Source organism: Mesorhizobium sp. M7A.F.Ca.ET.027.03.2.1 (genome assembly GCF_003999175.1).
Classification (GTDB): Bacteria; Pseudomonadota; Alphaproteobacteria; order Rhizobiales; family Rhizobiaceae; genus Mesorhizobium.
The window spans coordinates 1-690 of the sequence record NZ_RZOM01001711.1 but is presented as its reverse complement, the minus strand read 5'-3'; the positions used below and the strand labels follow the sequence as shown (position 1 = coordinate 690).

The window sequence follows — 690 nt, the reverse complement described above, 5'->3', positions numbered from 1 at the left end:
ACAGATGGATCAGCAAATCCGACTCATCCATCGGCGTCGTCGGGTGGCGGCTCATCACCGGGTGGCGGTCGATGCGGAAATATTGGTCGCGATAGGCGGCGAACAGGTGCCCGAAGGTGGTGTAGCGCTTGAGCTGCGGCGCGCCGACCAGCAGCGGCACGCTGGCTTGCGCGAACACCGAGCGGCCGATCTCGATGGCCCGGCCGATGCTGCCGATCGTCGGGCTGGAATCGAAGGTCGAGCAGACCTTGTAGTGGCAAATCTCGGCGTTCAGCGTCTTCAGCCAGGCAAAGGCATCGCGCAAATGCGTGTCCATCCATTGCGGCGTCTCGCTGCGGCTGGTGCCGGCCAGTCCGATCGCCCGGCAATGGCCAAACCGGGACAGCAGGGCCGCGTCCGGCTGGCGCATGAACAGCACTGTCGGCACGCCGCCGAGTTCGAGCGCCTCCATGACATCGGTCGAGCCGGTCAGGTCGTCGCCATAATAGCTGAGAAGCAGGTCCTGCATGGCTTCAGCCTGCCTTGTCGTCGCCGAATTTTTCGATCGACCGCGCCAGTTCGGGATGGTTCAGGGCAAAGTCCGCCAGCGGAATGCCGTCGACCGCCGCTTGCCAGGCTTGCTGCACGGCACGCACGCCGGCGCCCGGCCCGTCCGGATGGCTGACGATGCCGCCGCCGCAGAGATAGAGA

The 690-nt window shown here is 65.5% G+C and carries 2 protein-coding genes; both read right to left on the bottom strand.

What is annotated here, in order from left to right; all coding sequences use genetic code 11:
* Positions 1-508, bottom strand: a 508-nt coding sequence (locus EN750_RS37555) for a four-carbon acid sugar kinase family protein (RefSeq protein WP_145968346.1), incomplete at its 3' end; no start/stop codon positions are given.
* 4 nt (positions 509-512) lie between these two features.
* The coding region (locus tag EN750_RS37550; protein WP_245482942.1) for a RuBisCO large subunit C-terminal-like domain-containing protein at positions 513-690 on the bottom strand (178 nt) is incomplete at its 5' end.